Raw genomic sequence first — 20394 nt, 5'->3', positions numbered from 1 at the left:
TTATGGAATCATTAAGTAATAAGAAAAAAGTACTGGAACAAAAGCCATTGAGCTTTATGGAGCGTATGTACCTGCCGGCAATTGCTAAGGGTATGGGCATTACCATCAGTCACTTATTTAAAAAAGAGGCTACAATAAGATATCCCGAGGTAGAACGCGAATTTTCTACCAACTTTAGAGGGATGCACTCGTTAAAACGTGATGAAAACGGTAAAGAGCGTTGTACTGCTTGCGGTTTATGCGCTTTATCTTGTCCGGCAGAGGCCATTACAATGATTGCAGCCGAACGTAAACCTGAAGAGAAGGATTTATACCGTGAGGAAAAATATGCAGCAACTTATGAAATCAATATGTTGCGTTGCATTTTTTGTGGGTTATGTGAAGAAGCTTGCCCTAAAGAAGCAATTTATTTAGATGGACCAATTGTTCCGGCTGATTATTTACGTAAAGATTTTATTTACGGGAAAGATAAGTTGGTAGAGGCTCCGTTGGAAATGAAAAAATAGTATATAGAATCGTCATGCTGAATTTATTTCAGCATCTCTTAAGCAAGACCCTGAAATAAATTCAGGGTGACGAAAACAAATAAATAAATAAACAATTAATGAGTACACAAGTATTCTATTTCGTAGCCACATTAAGTATCATCTTTTCGCTGCTTGTGATTTTTGCAAAAAATCCGATCCACAGCGTGCTCTACTTAATTCTTACCTTTTTTACCTTCACTGTTCACTATGTGCTTTTAAATGCACAATTCTTGGCAGTGGTAAACTTTATTGTTTACATGGGGGCAATTATGGTACTCTTTCTTTTCGTATTAATGTTGCTTAACCTGAACAATGAAACTGAGCCTAGTAAATCACCGCTAATTAAAATTGTAGGTGTAATTGCAGGCGGTTGTTTGGTAGTAACCTTAATCGGTTCGCTAAAATCAGCAAGCATTACAAGTCCATTGATCTTAAAAAATCCAGGATTAGGACTGGTAGAAAATTTAGGTAAAGAACTTTTCGGCCCATTTTTATTACCATTCGAATTATCATCTCTATTACTGTTGGCAGCAATGGTTGGAGCCGTTTTATTATCTAAAAGAGATGAAGTAGAAGCATAATGGAAAATTTAACATCACAACTTCAAGGCGTTCCGCTAAACCACTACATTTATTTAAGTGCCATCATTTTTTCTATTGGCGTAATAGGTGTACTAACACGCAGAAATGCCATCGTAATTTTTATGTCCGTTGAGCTGATGCTTAATGCTGTAAACTTACTGTTAACTGCGTTTTCGGTTCATAGCAACGATCCATCCGGACAGGTTTTCGTATTCTTTATTATGGCTTTAGCCGCTGCAGAAGTTGCAGTAGGTTTGGCGATTATCGTAATGGTATACAGGAATACGAAATCGATAGATATTAATGTTTTAAATCGCCTTAAGTGGTAAATATATAATAAGAATGACAATAGAACAATTGATTTGGTTGGTTCCGTTACTGCCTCTTTTAGGGTTTGTAATTAATGGACTGGGCAGAAACTCTTTATCTAAAGGACTTGTTGGCATAATTGGAAGTGGAGTAATCCTGGCTTCTTTTATTATCAGCGTAGTTATTTTCTTTAGTTTACAAGGCGACACACAAAAATCTCACGAAGTATTTTTATTTGATTGGATTAGTGCTGGTAAATTGCACATTCCGTTATCTTTTCTGGTAGATCCTTTAAGCTCAATCATGCTTTTAATCATTACCGGAATTGGTTTTTTAATCCACCTATATTCTACCAGCTACATGCACGATGATGCTGGCTTTGGTAAATTTTTTAGCTACCTTAACCTGTTTGTATTCTTCATGCTTTTATTGGTATTGGGTTCAAACTATATCGTAATGTTTATCGGTTGGGAAGGAGTAGGTTTATGCTCTTACCTTTTAATCGGTTTCTGGTACACCAATACGGCTTATGCATCGGCAGCAAAAAAAGCTTTTGTAATGAACCGTATCGGCGATTTAGGATTTTTGCTTGGTGTATTCTTGATTTTCAATTTCTTCGGAAGTGTCGAATTCTCTAAAATTTTTCCTCAGGCGGCAAACATGTTACCAGGCCATAATCCTTTGGTTTTAATTACCATCTTATTATTTATAGGTGCTTGCGGTAAATCTGCACAGTTGCCATTGTTTACCTGGTTACCAGATGCAATGGCCGGGCCGACGCCGGTTTCGGCTTTGATCCATGCAGCTACCATGGTTACAGCTGGTATTTATATGATTGCACGTTCGAGTGTATTGTTCGATCTTGCGCCACTAACACAACACATTATCGCAATTGTAGGCGCAGCAACAGCATTAGTGGCAGCAATTATTGCGCTTACGCAAACAGATATCAAAAAAGTATTGGCTTATTCAACAGTATCGCAATTGGGATATATGTTTTTAGGTTTAGGTGTTGGTGCTTACACGGGTTCGTTCTTCCATGTATTAACCCACGCATTCTTTAAAGCATTATTATTCTTAGGTGCTGGTTCGGTTATCCACGCCATGCATCATGAGCAGGATATGCGCCATATGGGTGGATTGAGAAAGAAACTTCCGGTTACATTTTTAACCATGATGATCGGTACAATTGCCATTTCAGGTTTACCACCGTTTTCGGGTTTCTTCTCAAAGGATGAAATTTTAGCACACGCTTTCCAGGCTAGTCCGGTTTTATGGGGAGTTGGAGTATTAACAGCTTTTTTGACCGCTTTTTATATGTTCAGAATGATGTTCTTAACTTTCTCTGGCAAATACCGTGGAACACACCATGAAGAAAGTCATGTACACGAATCGCCAACAGCGATGACTTTGCCTTTAATCATTTTGGCTATTCTTGCCGCAATTGGTGGTGCAATCAACTTCCCTCATATTTTTGGTGGAAACGAGTGGTTGGCTCATTGGTTATCAGGAGCTGGAGTAGCACAACACGAATTAGATTTAAGTCACTCAACTGAAATAGGTTTAATGGGAATATCTGTAACTGCCGCTGTAGCAGCCTTATTTTATGCTTATGGTAGATATGTAAGAGGAGCTCGCGTTCCTGTTGCTGATGAAGCACCGCGCTCTGCACTGGCAAAACTATCATACAATAAATTTTATTTAGATGAAATTTACGATTTCATCATCACTAAACCTTTGGATGCACTTTCGAAATTCTTTTATAGAATTATCGATAACAAGTTTATCGATGGAATTGTGAACGGGTTAGGGTGGAGCACTAATGAAGCCAGTAAAGGAATCCGTTTGTTACAGAGTGGAAACGTAGGTTTCTATATATTTATGATGGTATTCGGTATCATCGCATTGCTTGCTTATACATTTTATTACATATAAAAAGGGTTCAAAATTAAATAATGGAACAACTTTTACTACTTATATTTCTTCCGCTGGCAGGTGCAATTATCACAGCATTTGCGGGTAAGTCGGCAAAAATAGTTTCAACCGTATTTTCGGTTGCTTCTTTAGGCCTGGCTTTGGTTATCGCCTGCAATTTCATTCCAAATGCAAGTACTCAGTTTGAGGTTAATTTGCCTTGGATTGCTGATTTGGGTATCAATTTTCATGCGGGTATCGATGGTATCAGCATGCTCGTGGTGTTGCTCACCAATTTACTGGTGCCAATTATCATTCTATCAAGCTACAACCATGAATATAAAAGCCCGGCTGCATTTTATGCCCTTATTCTATTCATGCAGTGTGGTCTTTTGTTGGTTTTTACTGCATTAGATGCTTTTCTATTTTACATTGGATGGGAAGCAGCATTAATTCCGATATATTTTATCTGTGCCATCTGGGGCGGAAAAGACCGCGTCCGTATCAACATGAAGTTTTTTGTGTATACCATCGCAGGATCATTGTTTATGTTGATGGGGATTATTTATCTATACCTTCAAAACCCGGCACACAATTTTGATATTCAGGCATTTTACGCTTTAAATTTAGACAGTGCACAACAAGGATGGATTTTTTGGGCTTTCTTTATTGCTTTTGCGATAAAAATGCCAATTTTCCCTTTCCACACCTGGCAGCCAGATACATATACAGCAGCTCCTGCACAAGGAACCATGTTATTATCGGGTATCATGTTAAAAATGGGTATTTATGGTGTAATTAGATGGTTATTACCAATTGTTCCGGCAGGAGTTCACGATTGGGGTCAGCTAGCTATTATTTTATCCATTATAGGTATTGTTTATGCATCAATAATTGCATTTACACAAAAAGATGCAAAACGTTTAGTGGCTTACTCATCTATTGCCCACGTAGGATTAATTTCTGCTGGTATCTTTGCTTTTAACCAACAAGGCATGCAAGGTGCAATGGTACAAATGTTAAGTCATGGTATTAACGTAGTAGGATTATTCTTCGTTTTGGATATTATTTTTTCCCGCGTAAAAACAAATAAAATAGAAGAATTGGGTGGGATTGCTAAAGTAGCACCTCAATTGGCCATTACCTTTTTAATCATAGTTTTAGGAACGGTAGCTTTGCCAGGTACAAATGGCTTTATTGGCGAATTTTTATTGCTAATGGGCGTTTATAACTATGGCATCTGGGCAGCTGCAATTGCAGGATTAACCATCATCTTTGGCGCGGTTTATATGTTGCGCATGTACCAAAATGTAATGCTGGGCGAAACCAATAGTTTAACCATCACCTTCACTGATATTAAAGGAACCGAAAAATTGGTTCTTTATACCATATGTGCATTAATTATTATTTTAGGAGTTTATCCTAAACCAGTTTTGCACTTAACAGAGGCATCTGTACAACATTTATTAGAACAGGTAAATCAAAAATTAAACACAGTAAATTAAGCAATGAATATTATTATAACCATTAGTATAACAGCTTTTATAGTGCTTTATGCAGGTTTGTTTAAGGCAAATAAAGCATTACTACCACTTACCGTTGTTGGCTTACTTACTGCGCTAGGATTTACGTTTTCTGCATGGAATGGCAATGCAGTTCATTTCGGAATGATGCAGACTGATAATTTCGCCCTTGCATTTTCAGCGGTTTGTATTGTTGGCACCTTATTGATTTTCTTACTCACACAAAACTATTTTCACGCCAAAAGCGATAACATAGCCGAATATTATACTTTGATCCTTTTTGCGCTTGCCGGAATGATCATGATGGTATCTTATAAAAATATGGCCATGTTGTTTGTAGGCCTGGAAATCATGTCGGTAAGCTTATATATCCTCGCAGGTATCCGTAAAAAAGATTTTGCCTCAAACGAAGCCTCTCTGAAGTATTTCTTAATGGGAGCTTTTTCAACAGGCTTTTTATTGTTTGGCATCACTTTAATTTATGGTGCAACAGGTTCGTTCGATTTAGATAAAATCCAATCATATCTTGTTGATAATACCACATCAATTTCGCCAATTTTTTATCCGGGTGTAATTTTAATGATGATCGGTTTATGCTTTAAAATCGGTGCTGCTCCTTTTCACTTCTGGACGCCCGATGTATATGAAGGTTCACCATCCCTGATCACTACTTTCATGAGTACAGTGGTTAAAACAGCTGGTTTTGCGGCATTTTTAAGGTTATTTGCTGGTTCTCTTGCCCCATTACACGATTTCTGGGTTGCACCATTGATGGTTATCGTTTGTTTAACGTTATTTATCGGAAATGTAACTGCCCTTTTCCAAAAGAATTTTAAGCGCATGCTGGCTTATTCCAGTATATCACATGCAGGTTATCTATTGTTTTCACTTATTGTGTTAACCAAAAACTCAGGCAACAATGTTTTGGTGTATGCCGCGGCTTATACTTTTGCATCAATTATCGCATTTGCTGTGCTCATCCTGGTTAAACAAAAAACTGGTAGCGATAGCTTTGAGAGTTTTAATGGCTTAGGAAAGAAAAATCCGCTGGTGGCATTATGCCTAACCATTTCAATGCTTTCTCTGGCCGGAATTCCGTTAACTGCAGGTTTCATCGGGAAATATTTAATGTTTCTCAATGTAATGACAGAGTATAATACCTTATTGGTTGCATTTGCGATTTTAAACGCGTTGGTTGGTTTCTATTACTATTTTAAGGTAATTGTTGCCATGTGGTTTAAAGATGGTGCTGAAACTGAGCTTTCTACACCTGCACAATATAAAGTTGTGCTGCTCGTATCAGTAATAATCACACTTATTTTAGGTATTTACCCTGCAATTATTTTAAACGTGATATAGGTATGCTGTTCTTTAATAATTATTTGTAGTTTTACGAATAATTGAATATGCACGATTTTTGGAATAACCTGCATCAACTACTTGACCCCGAGAAATTATTGAGGGAGGGCGGTTTCTATCTAGTCATATTCGTAATCTATGCAGAAACGGGCCTGTTCTTTGGTTTTTTTCTTCCCGGCGATTATTTATTGTTTTTAGCAGGAATGTTTGTTGCAACAGGTAAACTGGATGTTAACATTGCTGTACTTTTAGCCGGATTGTGTGTAGCTGCAATTTCAGGTAATTTTACCGGGTATTGGTTCGGGCGTAAAACAGGTCCTGTACTGTATACCAGAAAAGACAGTTTCTTTTTTAAGAAGAAATATTTAAAGGCAGCAGAAGATTATTACCATAAACAAGGTGCCTTTGCGCTCATCATGGGAAGGTTTGTGCCGATTGTAAGAACTTTTGCACCGATTTTTGCAGGCGTGGTACGGCTGGATTTTAAAAAGTTCGCTTTGTACAATATTGTTGGCGGCGTACTTTGGATCTGCTCCTTAACTTTGCTCGGTTATTTTTTGGGCAGAAAGTTTGAAAAAGAAATTAACGATTATTTATTATATATTATTATTGGCTTTATCCTTATTACAACTATACCATTATTAATTACCTTTGTAAAAAGTAAAGTAGTAAGTGGCCCTGAAGAGGATAAAACAGATTTAAATTAGAAATGGCAAAAGACGATCATCACGCGTGGCATAGCGTATCTCCTGGTTCAAACCTTCCAGAGGTTGTAAATGCAATTATTGAAATTCCAAAAGGTTCAAAAGCAAAATACGAAATAGATAAAGAATCAGGTCTGATTAAATTGGATAGGGTTCTTTTTTCGTCAGTAATGTATCCTGCAAATTATGGCTTTATTCCACAAACATATTGTGATGATAAAGATCCGTTAGATATTTTAGTGCTTTGTTCAGTGGATGTATATCCTATGACATTGATTGAGGCTAAAGTAGTAGGTGTAATGCACATGGTAGATAATGGAGAGCAGGATGATAAAATCATTGCAGTTGCAGCTCACGATATGTCTGTAAACTACATCAACGATTTAGATGAATTACCTCCGCATCAAATGAAAGAAATTGTTCGTTTCTTTCAGGATTATAAAGCATTAGAAGATAAAAATGTAACTATCGAACATTTACTTGGTGTTCGTTATGCGCATAAAGTAATTAAAGAAAGCATAGAACTTTATAACACAACATTTAGAGAATTGGCTTAATGGATTTACCCACGGTATGTTTGTTTTTAAATTTTGAGTTAAGTGCAATCCTGCCCACAAACGTAGTTTTGGTTGCTTTACAAGAACCCGATACAGGTTCTGTTGGCTGGCGATTATTCTTTGCATTATTTTTGGTGTTACTTAATGGTTTTTTTGTTGCTGCAGAGTTTGCAATTGTAAAAGTCCGCGCATCACAAATCGAGATTAAGGCAAAAACAGGCAGCCGTGTCGGCAAAATGGCCAAAGGCATTATCCACAATCTTGATGGATATCTGGCCGCCACACAGTTAGGTATAACGCTTGCATCTCTTGGCCTGGGTTGGGTAGGTGAAGGCGTTATGCATACCATCTTTAAAAATCTTTTCGATAGCTTACAATGGGGCTTAAGTGATGCGTCCATCCATACCGCATCAACAATTGTGGCTTTTTCGCTCATTACCATCATGCACATTGTATTTGGTGAGCTTGCCCCTAAATCGTTTGCTATTCAAAGGCCGGTAGCCACAACGCTTTTTGTTGCCATTCCGCTACAGATATTTTACGTAGTATTAAGGCCCGCAATATGGACGTTGAACAGTTTGGCTGCAATAATCCTTAAACCTTTTGGTATCGATACCTCAGGCGGGCACGAATCAATCCACAGCACTGAAGAATTGCAATACCTGCTCGATCAGGGTAAGGAAAGCGGCGCTTTGGACAATAACGAACATGAATTGATTAAAAACGTATTCGATTTTAATGAGCGTGTGGTTAAGAATATTATGGTGCCAAGAACCAAAATTTCAGGCATTGAACTTACTTCGCCTAAAGAGGAAGTAATTGATACCATTATTAAGGAAGGCTATTCGCGATTACCTGTCTACGATGAAATTATGGACAAAATTGTTGGGATTATCCACGCAAAAGATATTTTGCCATTGGTTGCAGCAGGTAATCAACATTGGACATTAAATGACATTATCCGTAAACCTTATTTTGTAACGGAAACCAAAAAAATCAACGATTTAATGAGTGAATTGCAAAGCAACCGCATTCAGATTGCTATTGTGCTCGATGAATTTGGTGGTACAGCAGGTATGGTTACTTTGGAAGATATTGTTGAAGAATTGGTGGGTGAAATTCAGGATGAATACGATGAAGAGAAACCATTGGTAGAAAAAGTATCCGATAACGAATTTATCGTGAATGCATTTGCTACGGTTTATGATGTTAATGAATATCTGCCTCATGATTTGCCTGAAGACGAAGATTTCGATACTATCGGGGGCTTGGTTTCCCACGTTTTTGAACGTATTCCAGAGGTTGGCGAAAGCAACGAATCTTATGGTTATCTGTTCACTATTCTAAAAAAGACAGAGCAGAACATCGAAACCATTAAATTAGAGTTGGTTATCAGTAAAGAAGATATGGTTGATAATCACTAATTTCAACTATGCATATTTTCTATACACCGGATATTACCCAAAATACCTATACCCTTAACGAAGAAGAAAGCAAGCATTGCGTTAGGGTACTTCGGCTGGCCGTTGGTACAATTGTGAATCTGGTTGATGGAAAGGGTGGTTTTTACACTGCTGAAATTACTTCCGATAATCCAAAAAAAGTTACCTTATCAATATTAAGTGTAGAAACCGAGTTTCATAAAAGAAACCATTATCTGCATATTGCCGTTGCCCCCACAAAAAATATCGATCGGATGGAATGGTTTTTAGAAAAAGCCACCGAATTGGGAATTGATGAAATTACACCAATTATTACCGATCGATCAGAGCGTAGAGTGGTTAAAGAAGACCGCTTGAACAAGGTAATTACTTCTGCCGTAAAACAGTCGATAAAAGCTTATCATCCAAAATTAAACGATGCTGTTTCTTTCGATACGTTTTTAAAAATTCCTTTTGATGGAGAGCAGTTAATTGCACATTGCATTGATAGTGGTGAAAAGCAGTACATCTCCAATCTTATCACCCCAAATCAAAAATATCTGGTTCTTATTGGTCCCGAAGGAGATTTCACACCTGATGAAGTTAATTTAGCTTTGAACAAAGGCTTTAAAGCATTAACTTTAGGTGATAACAGATTACGCACTGAAACTGCTGCGTTAGCTGTTTGTTTTGAAATCAATTACCTTAACCGATAATCAATTTGAAGTTTTCAATTTTTAATTTTCAGTTTTCCAGGTTTCAGCTTTGGTCTTTCAGCTTTGGTCTTTTAGCTTTTAGCTTTATGCTTTTCGCTTTTACTCCACCAACCTACCGGATGGCAAAATTAAAATACAGTGGTGGTGGCGATTGGTATGCAGACAGAACCGCGTTGCCAAATTTAATAGCATACTGTAACGCTAATTTGAGAACTAATTTTTATGCCGAAGAAAGCATAGTTGAAGTTGGCTCTAAAGAAATTTTCAATTATCCTTTTGTTTATATGACCGGGCATGGAAATGTGGTTTTTAGCGATCAGGAAGTGAAAAATTTAAGACAGTATCTTACCGGGGGAGGATTTTTGCACATTGATGATAACTACGGTTTGGACAAATTTATTAGGCCACAAATGAAAAAAGTGTTTCCTGAGCTGAATTTTGTCGAATTGCCTGCAAATCATGCTATATACAACCAGAAATTTAAGTTTCCGGGCGGCTTACCGAAAATTCATGAACATGATAATAAAAGGCCACAAGGATTTGCTTTAGTATATAAAGGAAGGGTAGTTTGTTATTACACCTATGAGTGCGATTTAGGTAACGGCTGGGAAGATTTTGGTACTTACCCTGAAGATACACAAGAAACGAGAACTAAAGCGCTTAAAATGGGCGCGAATTTGGTTCAGTACGCCTTAACTCAATAAGCTATGCATAAAATAAAAGTAAATGATCAATTTGTATTTGAAGTTGAGCAAAAAGATTCAGCTTTTTTGGTTAATGGCCAACCTGTGCAGCTTGATTTAAGCACCTTGGGAAATAATAATGTCCATGTTTTATATGAGCATAAATCTTTTAATACTGAGCTTATAGAACTTAATAAAACAGATAAAACCTGTAAAATAAAAGTCAATGGGAATATTTACCAGCTTAGTATCGAAGATCAGTTTGATGTTTTATTAAAGCAGCTTGGATTAGATAATTTAGCCACAAATAAAGTGTCTGAAATTAAAGCCCCCATGCCTGGCTTGGTACTTAAAGTTTTGGTAGAAGAAAATGCCGAAGTAATAAAAGGCGACAACCTGCTTATCCTTGAGGCCATGAAAATGGAAAATATATTAAAATCCTCAACGGATGGAGTAGTTAAAAAAATACTAATTAAACAAGGTGATAAGGTAGAGAAAAATCAGATCTTGATTCAGTTTAAGTAATTCAAGATACGTCATTTCGCTTCAGTCGAGATGACGAGTTTCATTTAAATTAGTCGAAGTAGACTACAAACTATAAGACATAAAAAAAGTCCCGATTTTCATCGGGACTTTTTTATTATTTACCTCTGCTAACCCTGTAAGGTTTTTGTGGAGGGTTTTTAAAACTTCTTTTTCCTGCGGTACTAATCTCAGGCGCACCAAGCATTGTCATGGCACAACGGAATCCAACTTCTGCAGATGATTCATCCTGTTGCATAAAACGTCGTGTTGCAGGGTTTAACCAGTAAGCCATATCGTTCCATGAACCGCCTTTATATACTCTGGATTTATCGTTCACAAGTGTAACGCCTTCTTCATTCAATAAAGTGTTTTGTCTATCACGGTAACCCCTCTGATCGGCCTGATAACTTGTTGAAGCAGTAGCTGATGTAGCTTGAGGATCTGTCGATTTTGAAATTGAATCAGAACGTTTTGCCTGAGCTTGTTTTTCTGCCCAGGTTTGTTTTCTGCCTGCATATGCATTTTCCTTAATCGGATTGCCATATTTATCAAGGGCAATTTTGCCGCTTTGCGAATCTTCTAATTTTTTATTGGTGAAATAGTTACCACGGTATGGGTTAAATGCATCAGCATCAGTAAAAGTAGCAGTTCTGTAAACATCATTTACCCACTCATTTACGTTACCGGCCATGTTATACAAACCGAAATCATTTGGCGTATATTGAATAACAGGAACAGTTAAATCTCCTTTATCATTCAATGAACCACCAACACCCATATAATCTCCAGGAGCCCTTTTAAAGTTGGCCTGAATCATACCTCTGGTTTTCTTTTTTGCAGAACTCACGCCCAAACCGTTCCAAGGGTAAATTTTGTTTTGGTTGATGTTTTCGTATTCTGTATTGCCAATTAAACCCAAAGCAGCATATTCCCATTCGGCTTCTGTTGGTAGGCGGTAAGGCTGCATAATTACACCATCTTCAAGTGTTGCAGTTCTTCTTGGCTGATTGTTTCTACCTCCGCCTGTAGCCGCTGTACCACCAGCAGTTGAAGTAGCCGCTCCAGATTGAGTATTGTAATCAATCGGTGCATTTTTACCCTTATCATCATACTGGTTATTTAAATAAGCATCAGTATTAAAAGGTTTAGATGGTTTTGGCGTAGCCGCCGCGGTTGCATTGTTGTTTCCTCTTCCGTTGCCAGCTAAAGTTCTGTAATCTGTTAAGATACCTTTCTCACGTAAAATAAATTCATTTGCTCTGGACGTTCTCCATTCGCAATACCGTGAAGCCTGTTCCCACGAAACACCTACAACAGGATAATCGCGATAAGCCGGATGTCTTAAGTAATTGTCTACATAAGGTTCGTTATAAGATAAAGCCTGGCGCCAAACTAAAGTATCCGGCAGCTCATTGTAGTAAAATTCGCGATCTTCTGGAAAGTTGTAACGGATCCAGTGCAGGTATTCTAACCAGTCGGTATTCGAAACTTCGGTTTCATCCATATAAAAAGACGGCACCGTTACCTGCCTTTTATAATTATAAATATTTGGCTCTACACCAGGTACTTCAATGGCACTGCCACCTACTACCAAAACTCCGCCTTCAATCGGAATTAAACCCGGTCCTGGTGCCCTTTTGTATTGTGTTGCTACAGCAAACGCACCAGATTGGTTGTTTTTGCTTTTCCTATCGGCATAAGGAATACCTGTTTTGCTTGAGCTGGCACTTTTTGAGCTACAACCCGAAAGTAAAGCTGCTAATGACAAACAGGTAAAAGAATATAGTAATAGTTTTTTCATATAATACGTTCGATGTCGTTCCTACGGGGATTCAACCGATAAAATTAAACAATTTTAAATGAATATATAAATAATGTGAGAATAAAATATTGAATATATTTTTAAGGCATAGCGTATTATTTTACGTGGTATTGTGTCTGTTTAGTTTTGAAGTATAAATTTAGCTAAATATTTATAAATAAGCTAGATAAAATAAATTAATCTTAAAATTGTGTAGTCTGTTTAAAGAAAGTAATTTAAGTTGTGGTGTAAAAATTCTACAAATCAACCTCAATAAAATAAAGGGATCTATTAATATATTTCGGCTATGGAGCTGTTGATGGGTTTAATAATTGAAAATTAAATGTTCTGTTATAATTATTTGATGGAGATTATCAATAAATTAACCATATTTGATTTATTGGTTTTTATAGATCAGGGCAATATCCCAAGTGGTTAAAAGATAAAATTTGAGAAATATGAATTCAATAATTTAGCTAAACTGCTACTGGCTTTGTACTTACATTATCTACAGTCACACTGGTATGTAAAAATCGTAGGTTTAATTAGTAAATAATCATAGAATTCGTAATTTGGTGAAATATAAGTTTTGGTTTTACGTTAAAGGATATATTCTCCAGTTATTGCTAAATACCAAAATCTAAAATTACGTACCTTTAAAGGATGAATTTCAAGTACATCAGTAAACTTGCTTTTTCTGCACTCTCAATGGCCTTGGTATTTGGTAAAACAAATGCTCAGGTAACCATAGGCAATACCCAAACAAATGGTAGCGAGGCAAACAATATTGTAACGGCAGTTCCATTTCTGCTTATTACTCCCGATGCCCGTGCTGGCGCAATGGGTGATGCCGGCGTAGCTGTTGCAGGTGATGTAAATTCGGCCAGTATAAATGCCGCTAAACTTGCTTTTTTGGATAAACCTTACGGTTTTTCTGTTTCCTATAGTCCGTGGTTAAAAAGTTTGGTTCCTGATATTAACCTCGCTTATCTTAGTGGGTTTTATAAATTAGACGACCGCAATACCATTGGTGCATCATTGCGTTATTTTTCTTTAGGATCAATTCAGCTTACCGATATCAACCAGCAGGATCTTGGGATTTCCAATCCAAATGAACTGGCTTTTGATGTTTCTTTTGCGCGTAATTTTGGTGAAGAGTTTTCGCTCGGAACTTCTCTACGGTATATTTATTCCAATTTGGCCTCCGGGCAATTTTCATCTTCGGGTCAGGTACATTCAGGAAATGCTGTTGCCGTTGATGTATCAGGATTGTACAAAACAACATCCACATTATTTGGTAAACCGGCTATTCTTTCGGCTGGTGCCAATATTTCGAACATCGGGACAAAAATGAGTTATTCTGATGGTGGCGAAAATTTCTTTCTACCTACCAATTTCAAGATTGGAGGTGCATCTACTGTAAACGTAGATGATTTTAGTACGATCACTTTTGCATTGGATTTTAACAAGCTTTTGGTACCTACACAACCGATTTATGACTCGAACAATAATATCGTAAGCGGAAAAGATCCAAACCGTTCGGTGCCTGCAGGTATTTTTGGTTCTTTTAGCGATGCACCAGGTGGTTTTAGCGAAGAATTGAAAGAAGTAGGAATTTCTACTGGTTTAGAATACTGGTATAACCAGCAATTTGCTGTTCGGGCAGGTTACAATTATCAAAGCCCTAAAAAGGGCGATAGCCGTTATTTTACCTTGGGCCTTGGCTTAAAGTATAATATTTTTAATATCGATTTTTCTTATTTAATTGCAAATGCGCAAAGCAGTCCGCTTGCAAATACCCTTCGTTTTGGTCTATTGTTTAACTTTGGCGAAAATAAAGGCAAAAGATAATAAGACTAAAGCAAAATATACATGAAAATTAAAGTAGGTTTCGGATTCGATGTACATCAATTAAAAGATCAGCATCCTTTTGTTGTTGGTGGTGTTACTTTGGATCATCATAAGGGCGCTTTTGGGCATTCGGATGCTGATGTATTACTTCACGCCATCTGCGATGCACTATTAGGTGCGGCGAACCTTCGCGATATAGGCTTTCATTTTAAAAATACCGATGATAGATGGAAAGGAATCAGTAGCCTGATTTTATTGAAAGAAACCGTTAAGTTATTGACCGAAAAAGGGTGGCAAATAGGAAATATCGATGCAATGCTTTGCCTTGAAGCTCCCAAAATTAATCCGCATATCCCTGCAATGCAACAGCATATTGCCGATGCAATAGGCATATCTACAGAAGATATTTCAATTAAGGCCACTACAAACGAGCAAATGGGCTTTATTGGTAGGGAAGAAGGTGTGGTTGCCTATGCCGTTTGTCTGATTGAAAAATCATAACGGTGTTGAAATTTTCTTCCGCTGAAGTCTGAAATGGGTAAGTAGACGCAAAAATCAGGATAAAGCTAACTAATGGTATACAACTCGCACGAAAGAGAAAATCTTATTTCCCTTTAAGTTACCAAGCTATCCAATTGATTTGGGAATGAAGTTATGGGGTGTAAATATTATTTGCACCCCAATTTTTATAACTTAACACCAACGTTGACAATCATTATCTGTTTTATGCAACAGATATCCATTAGCAGCCATTAAACTAGCTGCCCTTTAACGTTACCTGTTCTTTTTATTGTTCCCCAAGTTTCCAATTCACCTTTTATGGCTTTTCTGAAAGAGCGAAACAGCACAACATACATCAATTGCCTCCAGAAAAAACGTTGCGGAAAGATGTAGAGTAAATTCGTGTATTTTTCTTTTTCCATCCGGAAAGCTATAGCGGCAAAAATCATATCCACAACAATAAAAATGATGTAATAAAAAAGTACCTGGCCAAAACCATTATGTAAACTTAATATACCTGAAAAGCCTGTTAAGGTTAAATTATTGATCGCACTTAATGAAAACAAGCCGCTAATGAGCGAAATAAGCATGAAAAGATCGGCTAGCGGTGAAAATAACGGTAAAATGATCTGATAAATTAAGATATTAGGCATTCCTACCATTCCAAAGTAGCCATATTTCTTATTAAGTAAAGTTTTCCTGTTTTTCCAAAAACTTTGCATTACCCCAAAACTCCAACGGAAACGCTGTTTCAACAGCATATTTACGGTTTCTGGTGCTTCGGTGTACGCAATTGCACTATCACAATTTTTAACTTTGTAACCTGCCCTTAAAATGCGCATGGTTAAATCGCAATCTTCTGCAAGGGTATCAATGGTAAAACCACCCACTTCAAGAATTACATTTTTTCTGAATGCACCAATCGCACCGGGTACAACGGTAATGGTGTTTAGCAGATCAAAAGCACGCCTATCCATATTTTGAGCTGTAATGTATTCTATTGATTGCCATTTGGTAATGATATTATTGGCATTGCCTACTTTAACCGTTCCTGCTACGGCAGCTATTTTATCACTGTAGAAATAGCACATCAACTCGGTAACTGCATCATCTTTTAGCTGGGTATCGGCATCAATGCAAACTACAAAATCGGAAGTTGCTTTTGATATACCATAGTTTAGTGCCGATGCTTTGCCGCCATTTGCCTTTCTGAAAACCTTTACCTGCGGGTGATTTCCAAAATGTTCGTTAATGATATCAAAGGTTTTATCTTTTGAGCCATCATCAACAAATATCAGCTCGAAATCGGGGTAAGTGGTTTTTAGCAAGCTGTTGATGGTTTGCACAGCGGTAACTTCTTCATTATAAGCGGGGATGATGATGCTTACTTTTTCTATTGGATTTGTGATTAATTTGCCAACATTGCTTTTAGCTCTTTTTCGTTGTCTGATAGCTAAATATGCAATAAAGATTGTCCTTAAAATAGCCAAAACAATAGCGACAGAAAATATGATGTTTAAAATCATGTTTCCATAATAGAAGAAATTAATAAAAAAATAATCTCCGGAGCCAGAAAAACCACTATTTGCTGTAGATTTAACTGCAGGCATCAATTCTGACCTCTTTTTACCCATTAAATCGCCAACTGTTGTAAAAGTGTAACCTTTTGCTTTAAAAAATTTAATTATCCTGGGCAAAGCAGCAACGGTAGCTTCACGATTTCCGCCAGCATCATGCAATAAAAGAATATTGCCGTTATCTTGTTGTTTTACCACTTCATTAAAAATCTGATCAGCAGTTTTCCCAGGTTCCCAGTCTTCAGGATCAATATATTCTCCAATGTTGATGTAATTCTCTTTACGGCTTTGGGCAACGGGTAAAATTTCTGAAATGTTTTGTGGCTCAGCATCAGCATTAAAAGGTGCGCGAAATAAAATGGTACTATGGCCGGTAACCGCTTCAATTAACCTGCGGGTGGCATTTAGCTCGAACTTTACTCGCCTCGGACCAATTGCAGACATATCGGGGTGGAAAAAGGTGTGATTTCCAATTTCGTAGCCATCATTGTATTCTTGCCTAAGCAATTCCATGTTTTTTTCGGCCATAATCCCTACGACGAAAAAACAGCCAGGTACTTTTTCCTGTTTTAAAATACTGAGTACCTGTGGGGTATATACCGGATCTGGACCATCATCAAATGTGAGCGCAATTTTTTTGTCAGCCTCTCCAAATCTTTTAATTACATATTGCTCAGGGAGCCTGGTATATTTTTGATCAGCGATAGAGAAGTTGTCTTTATTTAAAGTGAATTTTACACTTCCTGGTGTTGGTGTAGAAATCAGGTCTAATATTTCACCATCACCGATGTAAGATATACCACCCATGTTTAGTGAGGCAATTTTTCGCAAATTGAACGGCTTTTTCCTTAAGGTATCAAGACTTAGGTCGTTAGAAATAAAAGACCATAAACGTTTATCTTCCGAACCCAGGCGCCATAGTGCCACACCAGCAATATCCCAATCATCAGCCTTACGGATCAGGTTAAAATAAGTTGCTGCATCAGTAAAATAAACTTCATGTTTAATGCCACTACCATCATTGTAGCTGTAATTTAAATTCGCTGAGGCAGGATTATAGTTTATTTTACTTTTGAAATTAACAGCTGTGGTCATTGCTTCTTCGTAGGTTACCGATTTGCCAACGCTATTATTTGGCCAATCGTAACCATAACAGGCCAGGGCCAAAATAACCTTGTCGGCATCTACTTTACTGCAAATGTCATCCAGTTTTTCTTCTACCCATTCCTGATGAGAGATATCGCCGGCATTACTCTGTTCAGTATGCTGGTCATAAGCCATCAAAATAATGTAATCGTTATATTTTTGAAGTATTTCGGGTTTATAATCATCGTTTTCCGGCGAAATATCCTGAGAAACAATCAGTTTTTCTGCATGAAACTGGCTGTAAAGATTTTTCATAAAAGCATTAAAGCTATCACTATTTTGAAGGTTAAGTTCTTCAAAATCTATATTTATGCCATTGTATCCATATTTTTTAGTGATGGCGATGAGGTCGTAAATCAACTTTTGTTGCGCAGGCTGATCGCTTAATAATCTCCTTACTGCAGCACCATCCCAATGGTCTTTATTGTAATTTGATACCACGGCAATGGCTGATTTTTTTGCTGTATGGATTACTTTTAAAGCCGCGGTATCAGCCTTATCCACAATAGAATCGCCATTCAAAAAGAATGATTCTGTAGCTACCATATCCAGATGACCGATATTTCTTTTAAGATCAGGAAGCGATTTGCCAACGGTTGAAGCCCAACTTACATAAAAAGCCATGTTTATGCGTTTGCTGTTGCCCCGATGGGTTAAAATGCGGTGCTCACGATCTTTCTTTATTTTTTGAAGTTTCGATTTTTCGATGGTAAAATCTTTGTACTGCTGTGATTTCTTTAATTTATCAAGCTGTTTTTGCGTTAACGGCGAATTAGTATTAATGAAAGGCAAATTTGGTTCCTGTACAGATGAAAGGGTGTACACCACGCAGATTATTGCGCCTATAAAAACTAAAAAGAATGTGCGGCTTACCCATGTAAAAGTGTGCCAGCGTCTTTTAGTTTCAGTTTGAAATATTTGTTTTCCGGACATTTTTCTGTTCTGATTTATAATCAAATGTCACTAACGAATATGAAGATTGGATGAATGATTTTAAAGGAATATGGTTGAGATTATAGATCGTTAGTTCTTACCTAAGATACTGTTTTTATCTGTTTATTTAACAGTTTATAAAGTGCTGAACAAAAAGAATGCAGCAATTATAAACATAAAAAAGCCGACAGATTTTGAAAAAAAATGCCGGCTTTTTTCCCTTTTTAAAAATCGGGATTATATATTAAGATGCTGAAAACTATTCCAGCCGTAAAATTATCAGTTTACTCTTCTAAATAACCAAATCTTCCTTGGTTATAGTCTTCAATGGCCTGGTGAATCTCCGCTTCGGTATTCATTAAAAAAGGGCCATATTGCACAACCGATTCGTCAATAGGTTGTCCACTTAAAATCAATACTACACTGTTTTCTAAAGCTTCGAGCTGTATTTCTTCACCTTTATTTGAGAAATGGATAAAATCGTTAACAGATGCTGTTTCTTGCTCATTAATAATCACTGAGCCCTCAATTACCATAAATCCGGTATTAAAATCTGCAGGAAAGTTAAAAGAAGCTTTTCCTCCTTTATTTAACCTTGCATTATACAATTCAATCGGAGTAAACGTTTTGGCATTGCCTTTTATACCTTGATAATTGCCTGCAATAATTTCGATTTTACCTCCATTTTCAGGTAAATCGAAGTGCGCCATATCTGCCTGCTTAATTGCCTGGTATCTTGGTTTACCCATTTTATCCTTTGCAGGAAGATTAATCCAAAGCTGAACCATTTGAAACGGGCCACCATTCAGGCTGTATTGTTCTTCATGATATTCTTTATGTAGTATACCACTTGCGGCAGTCATCCATTGTACATCGCCTGAATAAATTACGCCACTGTTTCCTGAGCTATCGTGATGTGCAACTGCGCCATGATAAGCAATAGTTACGGTTTCGAAGCCTCTGTGCGGGTGTACACCAACGCCTCTTGGTTCTTTCCTTGCAGAAAACTCGATTTTTGAGCCATAATCCATTAAAAAAAACGGACTCATATTGAGTTCATATCCGCTTGGAAAAAAATTGTGTACCCTAAAACCATCGCCAACCATATGTGGGGCAGGGGCTTTTAATACTTTTTCTATTTGTTTTGTTTCCATTACCTTTTATAGTTAAATAAGGCATGGGGCTAAGCGTATAGTGTCGCTATACGCTTAGCTCTACGCGCTATACTTGTTTTACAAACTGTAATTCGCCTAAAATGCGAACTTCTTCACTCACCATTACACCACCTGTTTCTAACGCAGCATTCCAGGTTAAACCAAATTCAGAACGGTTAATTTTTCCGCTTAAAGTAAATCCTGCTTTGGTATTTCCCCAAGGATCGGTAGCTATACCACCAAACTCTGCCGTTAATTTTACTGGTTTGGTTTCGCCTTTGATGGTTAAATCACCGCTAACGATATAATCATCACCATCTTTTTTTACTGAATTGGATTTGAATTCGATGTGTGCAAAGTTTTCAGCATCAAAGAAATCGCCGCTTTTTAAGTGGTTATCGCGATCAGTATTTCCGGTATCAATTGAACCGATGTCACCTTTGAAAGAAATTTCTGCATTTTCGAATTCATCACCTTCAGATGATAACTCTGCAGAGAAAGATTTTAAATTACCAGTTACTGTGGTAATCATTAAGTGTTTTACTTTAAATTGTAATTCGCTGTGGGTTGGATCTAATGTCCATTTTGTAGTTGCCATATCTTTTTGTTTTT

At 37.2% G+C, this 20394-nt stretch carries 18 protein-coding genes; 14 read left to right on the top strand and 4 right to left on the bottom strand.

What is annotated here, in order from left to right; all coding sequences use genetic code 11:
• Positions 1–2 precede the first annotated feature (2 nt).
• From ASE74_RS11450 to ASE74_RS11395, 12 genes are all read left to right on the top strand, one after another.
• Complete coding sequence (locus ASE74_RS11450; protein ID WP_025146332.1) at positions 3–506, top strand: NADH-quinone oxidoreductase subunit I; 504 nt, start codon at positions 3–5, stop codon at positions 504–506.
• Positions 507–604: 98 nt separating this feature from the next.
• Entirely contained in the window at positions 605–1108 is a 504-nt protein-coding gene (locus ASE74_RS11445) for an NADH-quinone oxidoreductase subunit J (protein WP_055908796.1), read from the top strand.
• A complete protein-coding gene (nuoK, locus tag ASE74_RS11440; protein ID WP_055908793.1) occupies positions 1108–1437 on the top strand; it encodes an NADH-quinone oxidoreductase subunit NuoK in 330 nt (109 codons plus the stop codon). Before ASE74_RS11445 ends, nuoK begins: the two co-directional genes overlap by 1 nt.
• Before the next feature lie 13 nt (positions 1438–1450).
• Entirely contained in the window at positions 1451–3352 is a 1902-nt protein-coding gene (nuoL, locus tag ASE74_RS11435; RefSeq protein WP_055908790.1) for an NADH-quinone oxidoreductase subunit L, read from the top strand.
• A gap of 20 nt (positions 3353–3372) precedes the next feature.
• Positions 3373–4836, top strand: a complete 1464-nt coding sequence (locus ASE74_RS11430) for a NuoM family protein (protein ID WP_055908788.1) — start codon at positions 3373–3375, stop codon at positions 4834–4836.
• Positions 4837–4839: 3 nt separating this feature from the next.
• Complete coding sequence (locus tag ASE74_RS11425) at positions 4840–6213, top strand: NADH-quinone oxidoreductase subunit N (protein ID WP_055908785.1); 1374 nt, start codon at positions 4840–4842, stop codon at positions 6211–6213.
• A 47-nt stretch (positions 6214–6260) separates the two neighbouring features.
• Complete coding sequence (locus tag ASE74_RS11420) at positions 6261–6920, top strand: DedA family protein (protein WP_055908782.1); 660 nt, start codon at positions 6261–6263, stop codon at positions 6918–6920.
• Between the two features lie 2 nt (positions 6921–6922).
• Complete coding sequence (locus tag ASE74_RS11415) at positions 6923–7474, top strand: inorganic diphosphatase (RefSeq protein ID WP_055908779.1); 552 nt, start codon at positions 6923–6925, stop codon at positions 7472–7474.
• Complete coding sequence (locus ASE74_RS11410; protein ID WP_082458745.1) at positions 7474–8898, top strand: hemolysin family protein; 1425 nt, start codon at positions 7474–7476, stop codon at positions 8896–8898. The genes ASE74_RS11415 and ASE74_RS11410 overlap by 1 nt, the downstream gene beginning before the upstream one ends.
• 8 nt (positions 8899–8906) lie before the next feature.
• Positions 8907–9611 carry a 16S rRNA (uracil(1498)-N(3))-methyltransferase gene (locus tag ASE74_RS11405; RefSeq protein ID WP_055908776.1) on the top strand — a complete coding sequence of 235 codons (705 nt, stop codon included), beginning with the start codon at positions 8907–8909 and terminating at the stop codon, positions 9609–9611.
• A gap of 86 nt (positions 9612–9697) precedes the next feature.
• On the top strand, positions 9698–10315 hold the full coding sequence (locus tag ASE74_RS11400; protein WP_055909489.1) for a DUF4159 domain-containing protein: 618 nt from the start codon (positions 9698–9700) through the stop codon (positions 10313–10315).
• Positions 10316–10318: 3 nt separating this feature from the next.
• Positions 10319–10819: an acetyl-CoA carboxylase biotin carboxyl carrier protein subunit gene (locus ASE74_RS11395; protein WP_055908773.1), complete on the top strand. Its 501-nt coding sequence runs from the start codon at positions 10319–10321 to the stop codon at positions 10817–10819.
• A 115-nt stretch (positions 10820–10934) separates the two neighbouring features.
• Here the strand turns inward: ASE74_RS11395 and ASE74_RS11390 are convergent, their stop codons facing one another.
• A complete protein-coding gene (locus tag ASE74_RS11390) occupies positions 10935–12620 on the bottom strand; it encodes an SUMF1/EgtB/PvdO family nonheme iron enzyme (protein WP_055908769.1) in 1686 nt (561 codons plus the stop codon).
• 663 nt (positions 12621–13283) lie between these two features.
• Between ASE74_RS11390 and porV the strand changes: the two genes are divergently transcribed.
• Together porV and ispF are read left to right on the top strand one after the other, a co-directional pair.
• Positions 13284–14471, top strand: coding sequence for a type IX secretion system outer membrane channel protein PorV (porV, locus tag ASE74_RS11385; RefSeq protein ID WP_055908766.1), 1188 nt, complete (start codon positions 13284–13286; stop codon positions 14469–14471).
• A 21-nt stretch (positions 14472–14492) separates the two neighbouring features.
• A complete protein-coding gene (gene ispF, locus ASE74_RS11380; RefSeq protein WP_055908763.1) occupies positions 14493–14972 on the top strand; it encodes a 2-C-methyl-D-erythritol 2,4-cyclodiphosphate synthase in 480 nt (159 codons plus the stop codon).
• Positions 14973–15223: 251 nt separating this feature from the next.
• Here the strand turns inward: ispF and ASE74_RS11375 are convergent, their stop codons facing one another.
• The 3 genes from ASE74_RS11375 to ASE74_RS11365 form a co-directional block, all read right to left on the bottom strand.
• Positions 15224–18628, bottom strand: coding sequence for a glycosyltransferase (locus ASE74_RS11375; RefSeq protein WP_055908760.1), 3405 nt, complete (start codon positions 18626–18628; stop codon positions 15224–15226).
• A gap of 284 nt (positions 18629–18912) precedes the next feature.
• Entirely contained in the window at positions 18913–19782 is an 870-nt protein-coding gene (locus tag ASE74_RS11370; RefSeq protein WP_055908757.1) for a pirin family protein, read from the bottom strand.
• Between the two features lie 67 nt (positions 19783–19849).
• Positions 19850–20380 (bottom strand): YceI family protein, encoded by a 531-nt coding sequence (locus tag ASE74_RS11365; RefSeq protein ID WP_055908755.1) that lies wholly within the window; start codon positions 20378–20380, stop codon positions 19850–19852.
• Positions 20381–20394 lie beyond the last annotated feature (14 nt).

The sequence above is a fragment of the Pedobacter sp. Leaf216 genome, assembly GCF_001421515.1.
Lineage (GTDB): Bacteria > Bacteroidota > Bacteroidia > Sphingobacteriales > Sphingobacteriaceae > Pedobacter.
The sequence above is the reverse complement of the archived record's forward strand: the minus strand, read 5'-3'. Positions and strand labels throughout refer to the sequence as shown.

What these genes read in the sequence shown, in the direction of transcription:
- ASE74_RS11450 (WP_025146332.1), top strand. Translation starts at nt 3, where the DNA reads ATGGAATCATTAAGTAATAAGAAAAAAGTACTGGAACAAAAGCCATTG.
- ASE74_RS11445 (WP_055908796.1), top strand. Translation starts at nt 605, where the DNA reads ATGAGTACACAAGTATTCTATTTCGTAGCCACATTAAGTATCATCTTT.
- nuoK (WP_055908793.1), top strand. Translation starts at nt 1,108, where the DNA reads ATGGAAAATTTAACATCACAACTTCAAGGCGTTCCGCTAAACCACTAC.
- nuoL (WP_055908790.1), top strand. Translation starts at nt 1,451, where the DNA reads ATGACAATAGAACAATTGATTTGGTTGGTTCCGTTACTGCCTCTTTTA.
- ASE74_RS11430 (WP_055908788.1), top strand. Translation starts at nt 3,373, where the DNA reads ATGGAACAACTTTTACTACTTATATTTCTTCCGCTGGCAGGTGCAATT.
- ASE74_RS11425 (WP_055908785.1), top strand. Translation starts at nt 4,840, where the DNA reads ATGAATATTATTATAACCATTAGTATAACAGCTTTTATAGTGCTTTAT.
- ASE74_RS11420 (WP_055908782.1), top strand. Translation starts at nt 6,261, where the DNA reads ATGCACGATTTTTGGAATAACCTGCATCAACTACTTGACCCCGAGAAA.
- ASE74_RS11415 (WP_055908779.1), top strand. Translation starts at nt 6,923, where the DNA reads ATGGCAAAAGACGATCATCACGCGTGGCATAGCGTATCTCCTGGTTCA.
- ASE74_RS11410 (WP_082458745.1), top strand. Translation starts at nt 7,474, where the DNA reads ATGGATTTACCCACGGTATGTTTGTTTTTAAATTTTGAGTTAAGTGCA.
- ASE74_RS11405 (WP_055908776.1), top strand. Translation starts at nt 8,907, where the DNA reads ATGCATATTTTCTATACACCGGATATTACCCAAAATACCTATACCCTT.
- ASE74_RS11400 (WP_055909489.1), top strand. Translation starts at nt 9,698, where the DNA reads ATGCTTTTCGCTTTTACTCCACCAACCTACCGGATGGCAAAATTAAAA.
- ASE74_RS11395 (WP_055908773.1), top strand. Translation starts at nt 10,319, where the DNA reads ATGCATAAAATAAAAGTAAATGATCAATTTGTATTTGAAGTTGAGCAA.
- ASE74_RS11390 (WP_055908769.1), bottom strand. Translation starts at nt 12,620, where the DNA reads ATGAAAAAACTATTACTATATTCTTTTACCTGTTTGTCATTAGCAGCT.
- porV (WP_055908766.1), top strand. Translation starts at nt 13,284, where the DNA reads ATGAATTTCAAGTACATCAGTAAACTTGCTTTTTCTGCACTCTCAATG.
- ispF (WP_055908763.1), top strand. Translation starts at nt 14,493, where the DNA reads ATGAAAATTAAAGTAGGTTTCGGATTCGATGTACATCAATTAAAAGAT.
- ASE74_RS11375 (WP_055908760.1), bottom strand. Translation starts at nt 18,628, where the DNA reads ATGTCCGGAAAACAAATATTTCAAACTGAAACTAAAAGACGCTGGCAC.
- ASE74_RS11370 (WP_055908757.1), bottom strand. Translation starts at nt 19,782, where the DNA reads ATGGAAACAAAACAAATAGAAAAAGTATTAAAAGCCCCTGCCCCACAT.
- ASE74_RS11365 (WP_055908755.1), bottom strand. Translation starts at nt 20,380, where the DNA reads ATGGCAACTACAAAATGGACATTAGATCCAACCCACAGCGAATTACAA.